This is a genomic window from Methanobrevibacter sp. (genome assembly GCF_030539555.1).
In the GTDB taxonomy this organism is placed as follows: Archaea; Methanobacteriota; Methanobacteria; order Methanobacteriales; family Methanobacteriaceae; genus Methanocatella.
Window position 1 is genome coordinate 41,650 of record NZ_JAUNXX010000003.1, and the last position, 19,039, is coordinate 60,688.

Genomic DNA, 19,039 nt, shown 5'->3' on the forward strand with positions numbered 1-19,039 from the left:
TTACCATACCGACAATGTATATGAATAATCAGCATAGGTTCTGATGGCTACCGATACATTATCTGCACTTGAATAATCACCTGATGATGAAAATACCTCATCATTTAAAATATTTGTTTCACTAAACCTGTAATTTTTAAGTTTTAAACTCGAAAACTTCTCATCACACAACTTGGAAACTTCATGGATTGATTCCTTTGAATTTTCATTATCATTAAGAATTACAGAAATGTCACCAATGAAAGTCCTGTCCGTGAAATTGATTTTTCCGCTTAAAATCTCCATAATATCTTCTGCATTTTTAGATTCCTTGATTTGAGCAGAATAATCTGAATTCGAAATAGAAATTGTATAATTGAATACTAAAAATACAAACAAAAGCAAAGTAATAGCCAAAATTGCTTCAATGATAAAAATATTTCCCTTTTCATCTAACATGAATAAGAATTGGAAGTAAAGATTTATAAAAAATTGTGAAGTGCAGAAGTGTGATTTTGCATACAGTCGCACTTTAAAAAAAATGAGCGTGAAAAAATTAATTTTCACGAATGTGTTTAATAACTTTTTCTTTTTTGGCAATTGCAGCATCTGAAGCCTTTTGAACTTTTTCTTTCATCAATTCAAAGTCTTCGGGAGTTGTTTCGCCTACCAATTTTTTAATCTTAGTATATGCCGCTTCTCTAAATAACGGCACTAATTTTTCCTGAGAGCCATCCTCTTTCATCAATATCGGTTCACCGGAATTGTTGACTTCCCCAATTTCAGAAATTGCAACATCATATTTAGCAACAGCTTTTTTAATGTCACCTACAATTTCTGGAGGTGCAATCAACATCAATGAATCTGTTGAAACACCCAATGGATCAATGTTTAATGTTTCAAGCATATTCAATACGTTTGGAGCAACCATGCCTCTGATTTCTTTTTCATAGAATTCCAAACCAACACCGGTTGTATTGGATATTTCATGTGCATCCCCTCTAAGACCTCCGTTTGTAACATCGGTCATTGCATGAATGTCTTTTACCAAATCGGCTTCAAAGAGTGCATGAGATGCTTGGACAAAATTGACATTCATTGTATCCCATACCACATCAAAGAATCCATTATAAAGTGCTGTTGTTGTTATTGTTCCTCCACCGGAACCTTCTGTTAAAAGGATGATGTCTCCTTCGGTTGCACCTTTTCTTGCAGTTGGAGGATATGCTGATACACCAACACTTCCTACAGCTGAAACGAATCTGTCACCTAAAACCATGTCTCCTCCGACACGTAAGGTACTTCCTGCAACAATCGGAACATCCACCAGTTCTGAAACTGCAGCAACACCCGCTGTAAAGTCAAATATTTTGGCAACATCTCCATCGTCTGCCAAATGAACATCACTTAAAATAGCTACAGGATCTGCTCCCATTACACATACATCCCTCAGTGTTGCACGAGTTACATGAAAACCTCCCAAAAACGGATATTCACTTAAACGTGAATGGATTCCGTCAACGGCAGTGGTAATGTAAACCTCATCGTTTTTAACCGGAGCTTTCACTACTCCTCCATCGTCCTGTTCGGAAGGATTAACCAAAGAAGCAGTATTGGTTGATGAAACAATTTCAGCTATTTTTCTGTGAACAAAGAAGTCTCCCGCACCGCGAGAACCTACTCCCATCTCACCCATCAACACATCAGCCTTATTGACACGGGCTATTTCCTTTAAGAATTCATCATTACTTTCCTGCAATTTTAAGGTGGTTGAAACTTCATCGATTACAGCCTTTGCCATTTCAATGGAGTTTCCTTCTGAAATTGTCTTGTATTCCCTGATTCTTACCGCTAAAATATCTGCCAAATCATTATAATCATAATCATCTATTCTTGCTCTTACAAACCCTTCTATATCCATATTTATATCTCCAAATTAGTGAAATTCTTTAAAATCTTAAGTCCGGCAACACCACTTTTTTCCGGGTGAAACTGAGTTGAAAACAAATTATTTTGACTTAAAGATGCTACAACATCCCCTCCATAATCACAGGTTCCTGCAATAATGATTTCATCATCCGGAACCACATGATAAGAATGAACGAAATAAAAGTACTCTCCATCAATACCTTCCAGAATAGGTGAGTCATTGCATACATTTAATTTATTCCAACCCATATGTGGAATTTTGACATCACCACGCAATAATTCTGCATGCCCTTTGAATAAATCCAAACCTTTAACTCCAGGAGCTTCTTCACTTGAACTCATTAAAACCTGCTGGCCAAGACAGATTCCCAGAAATGGCTTGTCATCTGCGACATGCTCATGAATCACATCTTCAAATGGTTTTAAATTCTCCATTGCGCTTCCAAATGCTCCGACACCAGGTAAAACCAAATAATCACTATCTGCCATGAGTTCTTTATCATCAGTTATCTGATAATCAGCACCAATTTTTTTAAATCCATTTGAAATGCTTTTCAAGTTTCCGCTTTTATAATCAATTATTGTTATCATTCGTTTAACCACCCGATTGATGATCGAATCATTCCTCCAAAATCAGAAAATACTATTTCATCAGTGCCCAATGTCTTTGAATGAGCATCAAGCTCCGCAACAACATGAGTGTAACCTAACCCCTTAAGAGGTTCTACCAAACGAGGCCCATCTGTTACTGCAACGGATTCTGCATCAAAATCTTCAATTGGAAATGCATGAGGCACACCAAACACGATAATCAAGTCCACATCTTTATCTTTTAAATATTCTGCTGCCTTATTTGCCGTTATAGGATATTCATCAAGACCTCCTGTGATAAAATCAGGTTTTAAATCCAGCTGATTTTTAATATTAACTGCATGCTGTCTGATTCTTGGAAGACCAATGTTTTCATCGAGATTAGCCACAAAAATAGGTTTGTTATCCGGATTAATCTCTTTGTAGTCAAAATTTATGATATCTGAAAATAAGTATGATGTTTCCTTTTTAACATTCAATACAAAAGCAACTTTTTTATCATCTTTCAGAGCTTTAACAACAGTTTTTGCAACATTTTCTTTAGAATCACCAAAATTAGGTTTAATGTACTTACCTTGAGCCATTCCACGAGTTTTTTCGACTTCTGTTGCCTTTTCTAACATTTCAATTTGCCTGTCAGCCTCTTCACGAGGAATTACCCCACATTCAACTGCAGCATCTAAAACCATTATCGCACCAACTGTATTGTCCCCTTCACCGGACCCCCCATGAGATTCAACCGGTATAACTGTGCACGGTAAATCAGCAGTTGCTATAGCTTCTTTCATGTCTTCACCAATAATCATGCTCGCACAGGTACCTGCAATACCCATCAGTTTTGGATGAAACATGTCATATGCTTCAATCAGGGTATCGACTAATTTTTCACCTGCACCCAATATAAAATCATTTTCAGACATTCCGGTAGTTACCACACGTACACCATCACCTTCTAAAAGCCTGGCTGTTCTAAAACAGCAGCCTGTAGGCCCGTGCATAACAATAACATCAACATTCATATCCCTTAATGTGTAAAGGGTAGCGGCAATAGGACTTGGTCTTGGATGTATAATTTTTATCACCTAAAAAATTTTTAACAAATAAGTATTTTTAATTTGTAATTAATATAATTAATTAACAAATTCCGGAGATTGCATTATGAAACTTGACAAAGAAATTTTAGAAGAAAAAATCAGAGAATACAGAAAATTCAAAAGCTGCTCAGAATCAACATTGATGGGGCTTTGTGAAACTGCAGAATATCCAATTTCTCAAGCAGAAATGGTGAAATTGGGATGCGGATTTGCAGGTGGAATAGGAGGAACATTTGATGAGGGAACCTGCGGTGCCGTAACTGGCGCATTAATAGCAAACGGATTGGTAATTGATGACCCATCAAAAATTAAAGCAAACGCTAAAGAAATATTCAACACATTTAAAGAGGAATATGGAAGTGTATGTTGCGGTACAATAACCAATAACGGAGAAGATAAATCTCCATGTGTTGACTGCTGCGTATTTATTGCAAATAAAGTAGCTGATTTATGGGACGAATAATTAGCAACTATTAAATTAAATAGTTGAAAATATAAAATTAATAGCAAATTTTATAAAAAAATGTACATCTAGTAGTGTGATATTGTGTCTGAAAATGAATTATATAAAAAAGCAGAAAGAAGGGCTGATGAAAAGATTGGCTTTTATCGCCACTTATACAGTTTTATCATTGTCAATGTCATTTTCATTATTATGAATGTTATCTTTTTTAAAGGCGACTGGTGGTTTTATTGGATAACCGGATTTTGGGGAATCGGACTGATATTCCACTTCCTGAAAACATTTGTCTTAAATGAAAAACTTGATGGTGACTACAGAGACAAGATGATTGAAAAAGAAATGGAAAAAATGAAAAAATAATCCTGCAAAAATATCGTGTTTAAATGACTCTAAAGGAAAACTTTTACAAGGATATGGAAAATTGTGAAATTCCATTTACCCACATTGAAGATAACATTACAGACCCGGCACTAAAGGAAATTGACAGAATTTATGGTGCGGCCGACGTTCTAAGTATAGAAAATGCCATAACACATGAACGTAATCTCTGGTTATTGTCTGCATTTGGAACAATAATCACAATGCTATTCCTGCTTTATGATGAAGCAGAATTGCATTGGCTTATTTTTGGATGTATAGTAGTGATTATTCTCGTTTATCAACTTTATAAATTGGCTGAAAGACATGAGTGCCATAGAAAATACTTGCAATATAGGGTGCTTGCCGAAACACTTCGTATTCAATATTTCTTATCAATAGCAGGCGTTAAAAAGCAGGTCCCCGATATTTTACCATGGTTTATTAAAAACGGCATCCCCTGGATTGATGAAGTCTTATTGGCATTGCCTAAAAGAGATACAAATAAAAAGGAATCCATTATAAACTGCTGGATTAGAGACCAATTGAAGTATCATCAAAGCAAACTTGTAAAACTAACAGCAAAAAAAGAAAGGGACGAACGAATTTCACGTATAGTGCTATATATTACAATCAGCACTTATCTTATTGCATTAGGGTTTGAAATTTATATGCTGACCATTCCATCAGGTGAAATAAATTCTGAGCTGCTAAGCGGGATTTTAAAAAGCTTACAAGGATGGGGAATAATGGTTGGATTAACACCAACAGACATGATTCGTTCAATTTTAAAAATTGTAATTGGAACTATGTCCGCAATAACTTTATTCAGTGGAAGTTATTATGGAAAGATGTCATTATCCAACACAATTGAAGACCACAGAAGAATGGCGATATTGTATCAAAGAGCTGAAAATGAAATCTTGCTGAATGGAGAAACAGAAGAGCTGATTATCTTTCTTGCTCGGGAATCACTGATTGAAAATAGTACCTGGTATTCATATCAGAATAAAAACAATCCCGACCTTACCATTGAGTAATACCTAACAAAATTATCAGTAAGACCAGATTTAAAGCTGTGAATACCAACAAATATTTGATTTTAAATTCATTATATTCACGAACAAGAATTTTATAGGAAATAAGATTTGCCATGGATGCTATTAGAGTTCCAAAACCACCAATATTAATTCCAACAATGATTGCTTCATAATTAGTACTGAAACCGCTGAGCAATATTGCAGCAGGGACATTGGAAATGACCTGTGATGCAATAACGCCACAGAAAACCTCATTGCCAATAATCCACTTTTTAAATAAGAAACTGAAAAATGAAATGTTTTCCAAATTACCCACCAATATGAAAAGAGCTATGAATGTCAAGAGCAAATAATAATCAACACCAAGAAAAACACGTTTAAAGAAATTTTTACTCGTAAATTCTATTTTATACATTTTTGGCAAAGCAATGTCATCTGAAGGGATTAAAAATAATAATATTAACAAAAATAAAATAGATACTACAATATAAGGTAAAAGCAGTAGGAAAAATGACTCAAAAGAAATATTGGACACCGTATACATTACAATATTATGTGGAGCTCCGATTGGAAGAACCATGCATCCGATATTAGCGGCAATGGTTTGCAACGAAATCGCCAATATTATTAAATCACTCCTATCGACCTTTTTTAATGCAAATATGGAAAATGGGACAAATATTATTAAAGAAATATCATTCGTGATGAATATTGAACTGAAAAAACAGGTAAAGACCAAAACAAAAACTAGCCCTCGAGTATTTTTTATTTTAGTTAATAACTTACGAACCAGTCTTTCAAAAATGGCCAAATTTTTTAAGACTTCAACAATGACCATAATCACAAATAACAATGAAATTGTTTGCCAATTAATATAATAAAAATAATTAACACTTGGCTTGACAAAAAAACAAGAAATAATAGCTAATATTAGAGATATGGAAAATATAATTTCTTTTTTAAAAAAATTAAAACTTTTATCGATTATATTATTCATAATATCAGTTAATAACGGTTCAATCAGCGTTTTCCTCTAATGTTTCCAAAAGAAAACTAACAGGTCTAAAACCATCATTGCATGATATCATTGCAGATTTTTTATTTTTCATCCATCCTCCATAGAAATCTTCAGCACCATTAGCCAAAGCCAATATAAAAGGTGAAAGGCTTTCCCATGCACTATCACAGAAATTTTCTGGTTTTTCCCATCCATTAGCTATGAAAATATCTCCTTCTTCAACATCACACTCATGTTCCAGAGGATTTTCATATTTTTCAATCAAATCATCATGCCTAACTTTTTTAACAACAGTGATTTTAACTTTTTTCAAGTTATCACCCAGCTACATATTAGATTCAAATATTATATAATATAAATCAATTCCATCTTGAATCTTTAGACCGCAGACATTAACAACAAAATAATAAAAAAAGTAGAGGAATCAACCTCTTGTAACTATACTGATAATGTCTCCGTCTTTCAGTTCATAATCACTGGCCACGCGCATTTTTGATCTTGCATCAACTGCATGCATGAACTTGTCCCCTATATCTGTGTGGACAATATAGGCCAATTCTTTTGGAGTGGACCCCTTTTTCACTAAAAATCCATCAGGAAGGACATTTCCTTTCTGGTCAGTGTATTTGTTTTCATCCTGAACAGGATATACAACAATGTTATCCAACAGCTCAAAAATACCATAGTTTAGGGCATCCTGAACACCTGTGCTTCCATAAACATCCAAAATATTAGTTTGAATATATTGTAATGCTTTCTTTTGAGGTTCAGACAATTCATCAGGTTTTAAAATTTCAAAATGGTCGTCACCTGAAACATAACTGATTAAACCTGATTCGTTAGCCTTAACAAGTGCTATTTCAGAATTTGCAGAAGTTGGAATCACATTTGGATATTTTTCTTTAATTCTTTCAATATTTTCCTTAGAAGTCGGAAGGTCCGCCTTATTTGCAATAATCATCATAGGCTTTGCAATGTGCAGGATATTACGGGTAAGTTCAATTAAATCCTCTTCTTCCCATTTGTTATAATCTGGTTCTATTGTTCTTTTAGCTTCAATAATGTCTTCAATAGCTATTCCGGTACCTGATAATTGATCAAATAATACTTTTGAAATATCTAAATGCTCGGCACCGACTTTTCTAATAAGTCTTACCCAATTTTTTGACAGTATTCCGTACATCCACATTACAATTTCATTTTCTAGAAATTCAAGGTCTTCCAAGGGATCATGACTGCCTGAATCAACTGGATTTCCTTCCAAATCTGTAGAACCTGAAGCATCAATAACGTTAATAAAAACTTTGGCTTGCATTAAATCATCTAAAAACTTGTTACCTAATCCTTTTCCATCATGAGCACCAGGAACCAAACCTGCAACATCTATTAATTCAATCGGAAGCAATCTTTTTCCATCAACACAGATTGAATTGTGAGGGTTGCAAGTAACACCTAATTCTTTACATGGACAATCCTTAATTACATGAGCAACTGCTTTATTTGCATCAATTGTTGTGAACGGGTAATTTGCCATTTCCACACTAGAAGCGGTTGCTGAATTGAAAAATGAGGATTTTCCGACATTTGGTTTTCCACAAACTGCAATTTGAAGCATAATAATCACATTAAAATTAATAACAACTTAATATTTGCATTTTAAAATATAAATAGTTTCATAAATCATATAATAATCTATGAAAGATGAAGATGTTGAACGACCCCCTGCAATGAAAATTCGGGAAGGAATCCAAGATGCAATGACATATTCCCTGCCCGATAAAAAGTTCAGTGAAAAAAGCGTTGATTTAGTTGAAATAGATATTGAACTGGACAATTTAGGTTGGAATTTTCACAATTATAGGATTTTAAATTTAACTGACATCCATTTAGGCCAATGGATTAATCCTCAATATTTGGACGACTTGATAGGTTATGTAAACACGTTGAATATTGATTTAATCACATTAACCGGAGATTATTTTTCATATATTATTGATGGTTATGAAGATGCTTTAAAAAATTTTTTTAAAAAATTAAAAGCCCGTGACGGTAAATTTGGAGTTTTGGGAAATCATGACCATTGGATGAATGCTAAAATGATAAGAGACATATTTAAAGAATCGGATGTTATTGATTTAAGCAATGATGTGAGAACAATCATAAAGGATGAAGATTGCTTAAATATCGCTGGTGTTGACAGTTGTACCGTTTGTGCAGATAATTTAGATGAAGTACTTCGCAAATTAAAAGATAATGCTCCAACAATATTGCTTGCACACGAACCTGATTTTGCAAAAGAATCATCAAAAACCAATAGAATTGACTTGCAGATATCAGGACATTCCCATGGAGGGCAATTTATCATTCCTAAATTTGAAACTACTCCATTTAGAGGGCCGAATTCAACTAGATATCCTGTTGGACTTTATAAAGTTGGAAATATGATTCAATACACAAGCAAAGGTCTTGGAACAAATTCATTTAGAATAAGAATTAACTGCAAACCGGAAATTACAATAATTACTCTAAAAACTAAGAACAGACAAAAAATAATGATAGAATGATTAAAAATAAATTCATTTCATATTCAAAAACATTAATAACCTCCATATTACTACTAGTATCCAATCTAATAGTTATATATGGCGTGGATTATATCAGCACTGACTTTAATGTTGGTGCGTGGTATAATGCCATAATTATTGTAATTGCAGTGGCTATTGCAAATTCATTATTGTGGCCCATTTTTCAAAGATTTCTAATGAAATTTATCATATTTACATTTGGAATTGGGGCAATTCTTATAAACTCTTTAATATTTTATATCGCTTCTTATTTTATTCCAGGAGTTTATGTTGGAGCATATGGAGCATTTCAGGTTCCCATTGTAATGGCAATAGCTACAACATTCATAACCAACATCACAAACACAAATTACTTCGACAGATACATCAAAAATATCTTAAAACATTCCCAAAAAAGAAAATTAGAATATAAAAAGAGATATCCTGGAGTAATCATGCTTGAAATCGATGGTTTATCAATTGATACATTAAAAAAAGCTATTGATAATGATTTAATGCCGAATTTAAAAGAATGGTTAGATAAAAAAACACATACGCTAAAAGAATGGGAAACAGATTTATCTTCTCAAACTGGAGCAAGCCAAGCAGGAATTTTACATGGAAATAATGAAAATATTGTTGCATACAGATGGGTGGAAAAAGAAAATGACAACCAGATAATAGTTTCTGGAAAATTAAGTGATTCACCGAAAATTGAGAAAAGAATAAGTAACGGAAACGGATTACTTGTTGATGGGATAAGCATAGGAAATATGTTTTCTGGAGACAGCGAAATTTCCACATTAACATCTTCAAAACTAGAAGGTCTAACCAGATTATACAATAAAACACTCCATACCGTATTTTTAGATGCCTATAACTTCCAAAGGATATTTATTCTGTTTTTGTGGGACATCCTTTTGGAATTAAAATCCCAATTAATTCATTGCTTAAAAAATATCCAACCCCGTCTTAGAAGAACCATAGTCTATGCTGCTGTAAGGGCAGGGGCGAATGTAGTTTTAAGAGAGGCTACAACCGAGATTTTAACCGGAGAAATATTGACCGGAGACATCGACACTGCATATGCAACATTTATGGGGTATGATGAAATAGCTCACCATTCAGGAGTAGAGGATAACGACGTCTGGAATGCTTTAAAACAAATTGATGTTCAATTTCAGAGATTATCAACGGCCATAGAAATGAGTGAAAGAGATTATGAAATCGTTATTCTATCTGACCACGGACAAAGTAAAGGTGCAACATTCAAACAGAGATATGGTATTACCTTAGATGATTATGTTAGAAGACTGCTTCCAGATGATTTGAAAGTATTTAAAGAAGAATATAATATAGACCACTTTAGAGATGCAGTTATTCCAGAAAATAAGCAAATAAAAAACATTAAAGAAAAAGTTGGAAATATACGTGACATTTTATTTGATGAAAAGGAGTCCGTTCAAAATGATAAAGAAGAAATAGAAAATAGAAAACCTCCAATAATATTTGAAAATGAACAGTATCTCAATTTGCGAAAAAAATATTCTAACAGTCTTGAGTATATCAGAAGACATGAAAGTGTGGAGCACAATACCAAAAAATCAAAAGATTCCGAATTGATTGTTTTGGGATCTGGAAATTTAGGACTAATTTATTTAACCCAATGGAAACAGCGATTAAATTATGAAGAAATTGTAATGTTGTTTCCTGATTTGATTCCAGGTCTTGTCAAACATTCAGGAATTGGCTTTACACTTGTCAATTCCATCAATAATGGTGCAATGGTTATTGGGCAAAATGGAATAAACTACATCGACAAGGGGCAAATTGTTGGCGAAGATCCTCTTGAAGGATTTGGAAAAAATGCTTCAAAACACCTCATTAGACAAAATACATTTGAGAATATGCCTGACATACTGGTCAATAGCTTTTATGACTCTAAAAACGATGAAGTTTGCGCATTTGAAGAATTAATAGGAAGTCATGGAGGACTTGGAGGAAGTCAAACAAAACCATTCATCATATATCCTTCAGATTGGAAAAATCCGGGTGATTTGGTAGGTGCTGAATCCATCTATAAATTCTTAAAAAAAGAAATAGAGAATTTAAAAAACATTTAAATTCTACTATTCCAATAAGCTAATATTTCAGAAATATCCTCATCAAAACTTATTGTTTTATCTTTATTTTGAGGTATTGCCTGTGGATAATCCCTATTTAATCTAATTAATGTTGTATTCGGATTATCATAAGTCATTTGCTCAAAGGGATACCTTATAATTACTGGTGTGTTAAAACCAACTCCCAACTCTAAAAATACCACGTTTTTATCTTCATCAATACCTTCTAAAAATTCCTGATATCTTTTGCTCATTTCATGCCATTTTTCATCCTCAACAAAGAAATTATCCTTTCTTACATTTATTTCCATATGTCCTCCGCAAACTGGGCATACCGGAACCAATTCCGTTGGAATCTTACAATCATCAGTTTTTTCAATTGCCTCATATACCAAATCCCTATTCGAATATAACCTATCATGACATGCTTTTTCACACTGCATCAAACCGTAATCTCCTTGGGTAGCAAAAATTCTTTCATCCTCAAAATCATTTATCCAAAATTGATGCTCCACATTTGTTGTCAATACAAAATACTCCTTATCCTTCACCAATTCAAGTAATTGAGCATATAATTCGGTTTTACCAACAGAATATCTGTTGACATAAACATGACGTGCCCAATGCGCCCATTTTTCCTCAGAGGTTTCATACGGATAAAATGTTGCAGAATACATGTCTTTAACACCATATTTTTCAATGAAGTCCTGAAAATTATCATCGAAGCGTTTGCCCGAATATTCCAATCCTGCAGCAGCAGAAAATCCTGCTCCAGCACCTATAAGAATATAATCCGCATCGTTAATAGCTTTCATGGCAGCATCCAATCTTTGAACAAACCTATCCATCAATCATCACCCCATAATAATTTTTTATAAATCAAGTAATCCTCATCAGTAAAAACATTGAAAATCACATGTTTCAAGCTACATTCATTTGAACTTAAATATTCTTCAACAGTTTTTATAGCTATTTTTGCGGCTAACTCCTGTGGAAAATTAAAAACACCAGTTGAAATGCAACAAAATGCCAAAGACTCAAGTTTATTAGTCTCAGCAATTTCCAGACAAGAGGTATAGCAACTGGCCAATTCTTCGCATTCCTTTTTGGAAGGTTTCAAACCCTGAGGAATAGCCGGACCTACTGTATGGATAACATGTTTAGAAGGCAAATTATAGGCGCCCGTGATTTTTGCTTTCCCGACTTCTTCATCTTCATCCTGGCTTTGCATAATGGAATTACATTCTTCCCTTAGCTGAATGCCCGCAGCTGAGTGAATCACATTGTCTATGCAATTATGCATAGGAACAAAACAGCCAAGCAGTTTAGAATTTGCGGCATTGACAATCCCATCTACTTTTAATGTGGTTATATCACCTTTCCAAAGTGCAATTTTACCTTTAACTTCTTTAATATCAATTGGAGAAGTTAAAGTTTTATTTAAGATTTCACTAGTCAGATAATCATCCTGAACTTTTAAAAACTCACCAGATACGGAAGAAGGCAATCTAATATTCATCAATGATCTAAGTAAATTCTTTTTTGATTGAACATCATTTGGAATTTCAATTATCTCGTCTCGTTCATCTATCAAGTACCCAATTAAAAAATCCAATTGTTCATCAGCATTCATTTTATCCCTCCATGATTTTTGTTAATAATAATATAACTTGAGTATTTAAATGATTTTTGTAACTAAAAAGCAACCATGTTACCCTGAAGTAACCATAAAAAGATAAATAACATTTTAACAAATTAACTATTATGAACACAGAAAAGATTGTTTGTCCTGTTGATAAAACCCTGAATCTAATTAATAAAAAATGGAGCATTCAGATTATCCGAGACATGTTTTTTGGTAAAAAACATTTTAAAGAATTTAAAGAAGATAAACCAAAATTAAGCAATAAAGTATTATCAAATTGTCTAAAAGAGTTAGAAGAAAACAGATTAATTCAAAAAAAGGTTTTAAATACTACTCCCATAACAACTGAATATTACCTAACCGAATACGGCAAATCAATGAACAGAATTGTTTTTGAACTTGCCATGTTTACATTGCATGATGAAAATGACAATAGCTATTCGGATGAAACCCGTGAAGAGTTGAAAAATACATTCAGAAAAACTTTAAAAATTGATGATTGAAATGGCTGGAAAAATATTTATTATTGGAATTGGACCTGGTGCAAGTGAATATTTAACTAAAAAAGCAATTGACACTGTCAAATCAAGTGATTACACTGTTGGAAGCACAAGAGCGATTGAATTGTTTGATGATGTCAACAATAAAATTGCATTTAATGTTAAAGAGCTATTGGATAAGCTCAAGGAAGGTGTTCAATTAGCTTGTGAAGGAAATACAGTTTCAATATTGTCAACAGGAGATCCTGGTTTTTCAGGCGTTTTGAATACTGTTTTGAGAATATCTGATGAAAAAGGATTTGATAAAGAAAATATTGAAGTAATCCCCGGAATCAGTTCCCTCCAGCTTGCTGCTGCAAAATGCCACATACAGTGGGACAATGCCAATGTGATGACTTTCCATGGGCGAGAAAACATAGAAGACATCTTACCAGTAATCAACAACGGAAAAACAACAATTGCACTCCCATCAAGAAAAGTGAAAGATATGGCCCAATTTTTACTTGACAATGGTGTTGAAGAAGACAGGAAAGTCATAGTCTGTGAACGATTAAGTTATCCGGATGAAAAAATTGTCGAGTCAACATTGAAAAATATTGCAAATAGCGAATTTACGTATATGTGCATTATGGTCATATACTAATATAATTTAGCTTAAAAATTCATTTTAATAAATATTTTCTATTTAAATCTAAAATTAAAGATTATATAGTCCGATAATCATAGTTTAATTGTTAATTTGGATAAAAAAATTAACGGGTTGATAACTATGAATCGGAAAATAAACACCATATGTTTCATTTTCTTATTTGTTTTTTTAATTTCGGCAGTTTCAGCGGCCAATATTGAAAATGAAACATCAACTAATATTCAACAACCAGATCCTGACCAGGATTTATGTAAAGTGAGTGTTGAAAGTAAAGAAGACAGTTTTTATGCAGATAAAAAATTATGTGCAAACCAAAATACAAACTCCAAACAAACCAAAGAGACAGTATATCTGACTGCACCTAATGTGAAAATGCATTATAAAGATGGAACAATATTTAAAGTTACTCTAAAAGATAAGAACAAAAAAGCAATACCTAACGCTAAAGTTAAAATTTCTATCAATGGAGCAACTTACAATAAAGTAACTGACAAAAAAGGAACCGCATCAATTAATCTGAATTTAAAAAGTGGAACCTATAACGTTTTAACAACATTCGATGAAACCAGCAAATATCTAAAACAAACTACAAAGAGCACTGTAACAATCAAAAGTACAATAAAATGCAGCGATTTTACAAAATATTATAAGAATAATGCGGCATATTATGCCACATTTTACGACCAAAAAGGAAGACTATTGAAAAACATAGATGTGAAATTTAAATTGAACTCCAAGACTTATTCAATAAAAACAAATAGTAAAGGTGTCGGGAAATTATATGTTAATCTAAAACCTGGAAAATACAATATTTCTTCAATAAACCCTAAAACTACAGAAACAATCAGAAATACAGTATTCATTAAATCACTAATCGAAACAAAGAATTTGATATGCAATGAAAGCGATACTGCTAAATTTAATGTAAAAATACTTAATAGTTTTGGAAAAGCTTCACCTAATAAAAAAATAACAATAAATGTTGATGGAAAGACCTACACCAAAAAAACAAATTCCAATGGAATTGCAACTTTATATTTGAATTTGAAAGTTGGAACATATACAATAACCACTGAATACCTTGACCTCAAATCAACAAATAAAATAACGGTCAATAAAGTAATAAAAAAATCAAGTTTAATGCATTCAAGCCTGATTCCTGATTATGTTAATGTAACCATCCCCTATGTATTTAAAAACTCTAAATATTCAATAAAAACCGGTTTTAATGGAATAATAAAAATGCCAAAAAATGAAGTTTTTACAGTACAGGTTGGAAATAAAAACTACACATTTACAACCTCAAAAATCAGCGGTATTGAATCACAAATAATAGATTATAAAAGCTATTTTATTCCATTTGACGGAAGTGGAATCAGAAGTGATGTGAATAAGAATAACTTAAAAGGAAACGGAATAATCATCACAAAAATTAACGGATATACTCAAATCGATTATCAATCTAAAACTAGTGGAAATATAGAATTATTCGGGGTATATGCTGATAAAGGACCTTCCAACAGTGAAACAATAACTTACTTACAGAATGATGAAATAATGGCAAAAATAAACATCCAAACACAAAGTTTTGATGAATACGGACTACGTTACAGTTTATCCAAATATTATTCCAAATCAATCAATGAGTTCAATTCCAAAAGTTATGATGAAGTTACTAATCACAATACAGCATTAATAAAATTTGCAAATACCAAAAAACCAGTTACTTTTTCATACTTCGGAAAGAATATTGTCGGATACATCTCTAAAGAGGATATACAAACAAGATTTCTTATTGACGGAAAAGAGGAAACAGAAAAAATAGAAACAATCAGTTATGGTTTAGGAGAAAAATACCGCAAAACAATGGGATTTGAAGTATTGCAAACATATACCATAATTAATGAAAAGATAACTTCAGATACTTTAAAAAAATGGATCAGTTTAAGTAACAGTTACCTGACCAAATTCGGAAAAATGAATGTTTATGGAATGCACTTAGCATCACTTGAAGTTGCATGGCTTGCAGACGAATTTGCCGACAAATATTCAAATGAATTTAATGTAGTCTGGAAACGAGACCATACCTTAACAATCTTAGGCGGAATAAATCTTGAAGACACTTACCTAAACATTTTAAATGCTGACATGGGCATGGACATTAGTGGAAATGAACGAAATGTCATTGCATTTAGATTTGTTAACTCTTTAAATTTACCCAACATAGAGGATTATTGTCTATCTGAAGTTTCCAAAAGATTCATGGACAACATATCCAATTCTTTGGAAAACGTGTTTGATGCAATTTCAAAAAACAAATTTAGCATAACTCAGCTTGGAGAGATGATATATGTTTTCTCGGAGGATGAAACAAAATCCGCAATAATAATCAATTCAACCAGCGGAATTGCAAATGTAATTGTTCATCATGACAATAGCGTTTACAAAGGATCAAGCATATCAACAACAAAAGACTGTTGCGGCGTTGGCATAATGCCCCAAGACATTATCGCCGGAATTAAAAATACAATGAATCCAAACTCCAATGCAATATCCCAATTATTGAATTATTCACAACCTCTGAGTTATATGGCATACTTAGCAGGTAAAGAAATACTGAAAAGGGCATTGAGCGGAGCATCAGCAACATGTTTAGGATTGTTCTCAACAATGGCATTGGTTCAAAGTGCCGGAACAACATATAGGGATAAGATGGTTGATGAAAAAGATTGGCATAGCGTTATGGATAAATACACATTTACAAGACCAGGATATCTTCAAAGCAAAAAGATATACAATATACCCAATAAAAAAGGAGGTTACGACTACATTGAAGTAAAAATCAATAGTGATTTAACTTTAGACAGGAATAGTGCAAAATATATTAGTAATGGCAACACTAAACAGTTAACTAAAGATGAAACTTACCAATATTTTAGTGAGGAATATTGCACTCCATTTAGTTTACCTACAAAATATTGGGATGATAGCTGGAAAGGGATTGTAAAATGAAAATTATCGAATATTACAAAAATCAACCATTAATAAGTCAAATATTAGATGTTATATTCATCGTATGTTTAATTTACGAGATTATCTTGTTAATAACAAAAGGATATTTGAATTATTCGATTACATCGTTGATGTTGATTATTCTCGGAATTACCAGCATAATCAAACTAAAAGACTAAGTTAAAATAATTTTATTTTAACTTATTTTATTTTTTTTATTTGGTGATAATATGAAAAAAAGCGAAACGATATTCTTTACAATATTAATTATAATCCTGCTAATTTACTTAAGTTTCCAACCGGAACATTATCCTATTTTCCTATTTTTACTAGGATTAGCATTAATAGTCATGTTAATAGCCTTCTTGACCAGATATAAAAAAAGATTTGAAAACCAAAGATTATCCCTGACATTATATGTTATTGGAATAATCCTGTTTACAGCATGCCTTGCAAATTCAGTTCTTGTTGATTTTGCGAACTGTTCCCCATTAGCTGATAACTACTTAATAATCACAGTATTTATTATAATAATGATTATGGGATGGTTTTTTGAAAAAAAACAATAAAAGTTAAAATAATTTTTATTTTAACTTATTTTTTATAATTGGATAGCTTCTTGAACTACTTCATCATTGTCCTCATCATCATACAAGATATGAGCCAATTTCAATAACTTTTCCTGACCTTTGACTTCATCCTTAAAGAGAGGAACTTCAGCAATATGCTGATCTGGGAATTTTTGATCAATTAAAGCTAAACGTTTTTGCTGTAATTTGTGTCTTGAATGGCAGAAATCACAGTCACAGATATCAGGCATCACCTGGTTAACAATAACACTGTCAACAGTAATGTCATATTTGCCCAATGCTTCAAGCGCCCTTTCTGATTCATAAATTGACATTTCCTCCGGAATTACAACCATTTTAAATGTGGTTCTATCTGGGTCGGATAAAACTTCTTTTGCTTTGTCGATTTCCTCTTTGGTTCTTTTTAAATCTTCAGAAGTTTGAGGGTCATCAACAGCATCCATAAACGGCATTATTTTCTTAAGTGCATTGGTTGCGGTTCCAAGTTTTGCTTTAGCCATCATTAATTTACCTACCCAGGAATCCATTACTTCAGGGAATGACAGTAATCTTAAAGTGTGGCCAGTTGGAGCAGTATCGAATACTACAACATCGTATTCATCCGAATTCATCACCGCCATGAACATTTCAAATGCAGCCGCCTCATCAGCACCGGGAGAAGATGAAGCCATATCCAATTGGTCGGATAAAAAGTCCATCCCGAGTAATCCTCCATCATCAGAAGGATTTGATACTTTTTGAGCCTCAAGTGCTGCTTGTTTTTGAGCCATCGCTTCATCAGGGTCGATTTCAACAGCGAACAAATTAGTTTTTATTTCTCGAGGATAGCTTCCTATTGGCACTTCCAATGAATCCGCTAGTGAATGTGCAGGGTCAGTTGATACGATTAAAGTTTTTTTACCTTGTTCAGCTAACCATAATGCTGTAGCAGATGAAACTGAAGTTTTACCAACACCTCCTTTTCCACCTACAAAAATGAATGTTGTTTTATCTTTATTAAATCTAAAATAATCTTTAAATGCCAAATAAATTACCTCCTTAAATAAACTTACTTTTAGTGTAGGTTTAAATTCCATATACTTACCATTCATGCACTTTTGCCAAGCAAAATCATGAATTAGTAAGATTTTATTAAACTTACATTTTGTTACTAAATGATATTTAATGTTTTATAGTATATAAATTTAGTTATTAAATATTAGATATTTTTATAGAATTTTTGCATCATATTCCTTGAAACAACAATTATTTAAATAATAAGAAACATAGAAAATGTATAAGTTTAAAGAGGTGATAAACATGGCAAAACCAATTGGAGATACTCCTACATTATACGGTAAAGAAGCATCTGATTTTTTAAATAGAATGGTTGAACCTCTTACAAAAAAGGATAAAGAATTTAAAAAGAGGTATGATGCAGCTAGAAAAGTGTCATTCTAAAACTCGTAAATCCAAATATAAATAGAACGTTTGCTCCGGATCTCG

Annotated in this window: 20 protein-coding genes; 10 read left to right on the forward strand and 10 right to left on the reverse strand. The window is 32.7% G+C overall.

The genetic code is table 11. The features are described 5' to 3' along the window. The 4 genes from Q4Q55_RS01485 to cfbD all read right to left on the reverse strand — a co-directional run bounded on the left by Q4Q55_RS01485 (position 1) and on the right by cfbD (position 3,569). On the reverse strand, positions 1–438 hold the full coding sequence (locus tag Q4Q55_RS01485) for a hypothetical protein (protein WP_303371045.1): 438 nt from the start codon (positions 436–438) through the stop codon (positions 1–3). A 97-nt stretch (positions 439–535) separates the two neighbouring features. Then, positions 536–1,900, reverse strand: coding sequence for an AIR synthase-related protein (locus Q4Q55_RS01490; protein WP_303371046.1), 1,365 nt, complete (start codon positions 1,898–1,900; stop codon positions 536–538). Between the two features lie 2 nt (positions 1,901–1,902). Further along, positions 1,903–2,499: an imidazole glycerol phosphate synthase subunit HisH gene (gene hisH, locus Q4Q55_RS01495; protein WP_303371047.1), complete on the reverse strand. Its 597-nt coding sequence runs from the start codon at positions 2,497–2,499 to the stop codon at positions 1,903–1,905. Then, the gene (cfbD, locus tag Q4Q55_RS01500) at positions 2,496–3,569 is read right to left on the reverse strand and encodes a Ni-sirohydrochlorin a,c-diamide reductive cyclase catalytic subunit (protein WP_303371096.1); all 1,074 of its coding nucleotides are present in this window, start codon (positions 3,567–3,569) and stop codon (positions 2,496–2,498) included. The genes hisH and cfbD overlap by 4 nt, the downstream gene beginning before the upstream one ends. Before the next feature lie 88 nt (positions 3,570–3,657). Between cfbD and Q4Q55_RS01505 the strand changes: the two genes are divergently transcribed. The 3 genes from Q4Q55_RS01505 (at position 3,658) to Q4Q55_RS01515 (ending at position 5,453) form a co-directional block, all read left to right on the forward strand. Continuing rightward, entirely contained in the window at positions 3,658–4,056 is a 399-nt protein-coding gene (locus Q4Q55_RS01505) for a C-GCAxxG-C-C family protein (RefSeq protein WP_303371048.1), read from the forward strand. Between the two features lie 84 nt (positions 4,057–4,140). Beyond that, positions 4,141–4,416 (forward strand): 2TM domain-containing protein, encoded by a 276-nt coding sequence (locus Q4Q55_RS01510; protein WP_303371049.1) that lies wholly within the window; start codon positions 4,141–4,143, stop codon positions 4,414–4,416. 23 nt (positions 4,417–4,439) lie between these two features. Continuing rightward, positions 4,440–5,453: a hypothetical protein gene (locus Q4Q55_RS01515; protein ID WP_303371050.1), complete on the forward strand. Its 1,014-nt coding sequence runs from the start codon at positions 4,440–4,442 to the stop codon at positions 5,451–5,453. Here Q4Q55_RS01515 and Q4Q55_RS01520 read toward each other — a convergent pair. The 3 genes from Q4Q55_RS01520 to Q4Q55_RS01530 form a co-directional block, all read right to left on the reverse strand. Then, positions 5,440–6,450, reverse strand: a complete 1,011-nt coding sequence (locus Q4Q55_RS01520; protein WP_303371051.1) for an SLC13 family permease — start codon at positions 6,448–6,450, stop codon at positions 5,440–5,442. The two genes, Q4Q55_RS01515 and Q4Q55_RS01520, sit on opposite strands and share 14 nt — an antisense overlap. 19 nt (positions 6,451–6,469) lie before the next feature. After that, entirely contained in the window at positions 6,470–6,784 is a 315-nt protein-coding gene (locus Q4Q55_RS01525) for a TIGR04076 family protein (protein WP_303371052.1), read from the reverse strand. A gap of 111 nt (positions 6,785–6,895) precedes the next feature. After that, entirely contained in the window at positions 6,896–8,086 is a 1,191-nt protein-coding gene (locus Q4Q55_RS01530) for a redox-regulated ATPase YchF (RefSeq protein ID WP_303371053.1), read from the reverse strand. A 79-nt stretch (positions 8,087–8,165) separates the two neighbouring features. Here Q4Q55_RS01530 and Q4Q55_RS01535 point away from each other — a divergent pair, with 79 nt between their 5' ends. Further along, positions 8,166–9,035 carry a metallophosphoesterase gene (locus Q4Q55_RS01535; RefSeq protein ID WP_303371054.1) on the forward strand — a complete coding sequence of 290 codons (870 nt, stop codon included), beginning with the start codon at positions 8,166–8,168 and terminating at the stop codon, positions 9,033–9,035. Next, a complete protein-coding gene (locus Q4Q55_RS01540) occupies positions 9,032–11,158 on the forward strand; it encodes a phage holin family protein (RefSeq protein ID WP_303371055.1) in 2,127 nt (708 codons plus the stop codon). Before Q4Q55_RS01535 ends, Q4Q55_RS01540 begins: the two co-directional genes overlap by 4 nt. Here Q4Q55_RS01540 and Q4Q55_RS01545 read toward each other — a convergent pair. Continuing rightward, positions 11,155–12,006, reverse strand: a complete 852-nt coding sequence (locus tag Q4Q55_RS01545) for a hypothetical protein (RefSeq protein WP_303371056.1) — start codon at positions 12,004–12,006, stop codon at positions 11,155–11,157. The two genes, Q4Q55_RS01540 and Q4Q55_RS01545, sit on opposite strands and share 4 nt — an antisense overlap. Further along, positions 12,006–12,791, reverse strand: a complete 786-nt coding sequence (locus Q4Q55_RS01550; protein WP_303371057.1) for a protein-ADP-ribose hydrolase — start codon at positions 12,789–12,791, stop codon at positions 12,006–12,008. Before Q4Q55_RS01550 ends, Q4Q55_RS01545 begins: the two co-directional genes overlap by 1 nt. A gap of 131 nt (positions 12,792–12,922) precedes the next feature. On the opposite strand from Q4Q55_RS01550, the gene Q4Q55_RS01555 reads away from it, so the two are divergent. The 4 genes from Q4Q55_RS01555 (at position 12,923) to Q4Q55_RS01570 (ending at position 17,533) form a co-directional block, all read left to right on the forward strand. Beyond that, complete coding sequence (locus tag Q4Q55_RS01555; protein ID WP_303371058.1) at positions 12,923–13,306, forward strand: helix-turn-helix domain-containing protein; 384 nt, start codon at positions 12,923–12,925, stop codon at positions 13,304–13,306. Position 13,307: 1 nt separating this feature from the next. Further along, entirely contained in the window at positions 13,308–13,946 is a 639-nt protein-coding gene (locus tag Q4Q55_RS01560) for a cobalt-precorrin-7 (C(5))-methyltransferase (RefSeq protein WP_303371059.1), read from the forward strand. Positions 13,947–14,072: 126 nt separating this feature from the next. Then, positions 14,073–16,964: a hypothetical protein gene (locus tag Q4Q55_RS01565; RefSeq protein WP_303371060.1), complete on the forward strand. Its 2,892-nt coding sequence runs from the start codon at positions 14,073–14,075 to the stop codon at positions 16,962–16,964. 230 nt (positions 16,965–17,194) lie between these two features. Further along, complete coding sequence (locus Q4Q55_RS01570) at positions 17,195–17,533, forward strand: hypothetical protein (protein WP_303371061.1); 339 nt, start codon at positions 17,195–17,197, stop codon at positions 17,531–17,533. A 32-nt stretch (positions 17,534–17,565) separates the two neighbouring features. On the opposite strand, the gene Q4Q55_RS01575 is transcribed toward Q4Q55_RS01570, so the two are convergent. Then, the gene (locus tag Q4Q55_RS01575; protein ID WP_303371062.1) at positions 17,566–18,630 is read right to left on the reverse strand and encodes an ArsA family ATPase; all 1,065 of its coding nucleotides are present in this window, start codon (positions 18,628–18,630) and stop codon (positions 17,566–17,568) included. A 223-nt stretch (positions 18,631–18,853) separates the two neighbouring features. On the opposite strand from Q4Q55_RS01575, the gene Q4Q55_RS01580 reads away from it, so the two are divergent. After that, entirely contained in the window at positions 18,854–18,994 is a 141-nt protein-coding gene (locus Q4Q55_RS01580; protein ID WP_298499799.1) for a hypothetical protein, read from the forward strand. The last annotated feature ends 45 nt before the right edge of the window (positions 18,995–19,039 follow it).